This window comes from Mesorhizobium sp. BHbdii (assembly GCF_053848045.1).
Genome location: NZ_JBSPKX010000062.1, coordinates 1 through 673 on the forward strand (window position 1 = coordinate 1; position 673 = coordinate 673).

The 673-nt window shown below is 56.5% G+C and carries 1 pseudogene; it reads left to right on the plus strand.

The features are described 5' to 3' along the window. Positions 1–155 precede the first annotated feature (155 nt). A pseudogene (locus ACWTU8_RS31820) lies at positions 156–673 on the plus strand (transporter); the annotation flags it as partial.

Sequence of the window (673 nt, forward strand, 5' to 3'; positions counted from 1 at the left end):
ATGCGCCGGGCCGTTTTTCGGCCTTGCGGCGCCTGTCTCCATTTTGTCGAAAATGCGTTTGGCAAGCATGTACATGTACGCCCCGATAATTCGTTGTTGCGCCGTTAACCCGAATTGGTTCTAGCTTGATGCACTCGAATTCGGGGAGGACATTTATGAACTTTTTGCGTCTGAAAGCACTGCTGGGGGCGGGGTGCTTTTCGCTGGCTTTAATCGGGACCGCAATGAACTCGGCGCATGCCGGTGGCATTGAGCGTGGCGGCTACGATATCGATCTTCTGTTCGATCCGGCGCCGTTCGCGACGGAAGCGGAGTCGACTTATGTTATGCCGCAACGCAAGCTCAAGAATGCGGTGGACACCAACCCGCTCGACGGCAATTTGACGTTCCTCGGCAGCACGGCAAAGGACAGCGAGAGCTACTGGGTGCCGCGCATCGGCGTCAAGGCGCAGATCGTTCAAGGTGTCGACTGTATGTTCGACTATTCCCAGCCATGGGGCGCGCACACCAATCCGGGTCTGTGGGCCGGCGCCGAATCCAACATGGAAACCGACATCAAGAGCAACAATTACGCCACGACTTGCTCCTACAAGATGGATGCCGGCAAAGGCCAGCTTCGCTTCATCGGCGGCGTCTATTACCAGGAAGTCTACGGTTTCAAGAAGGACCTGGT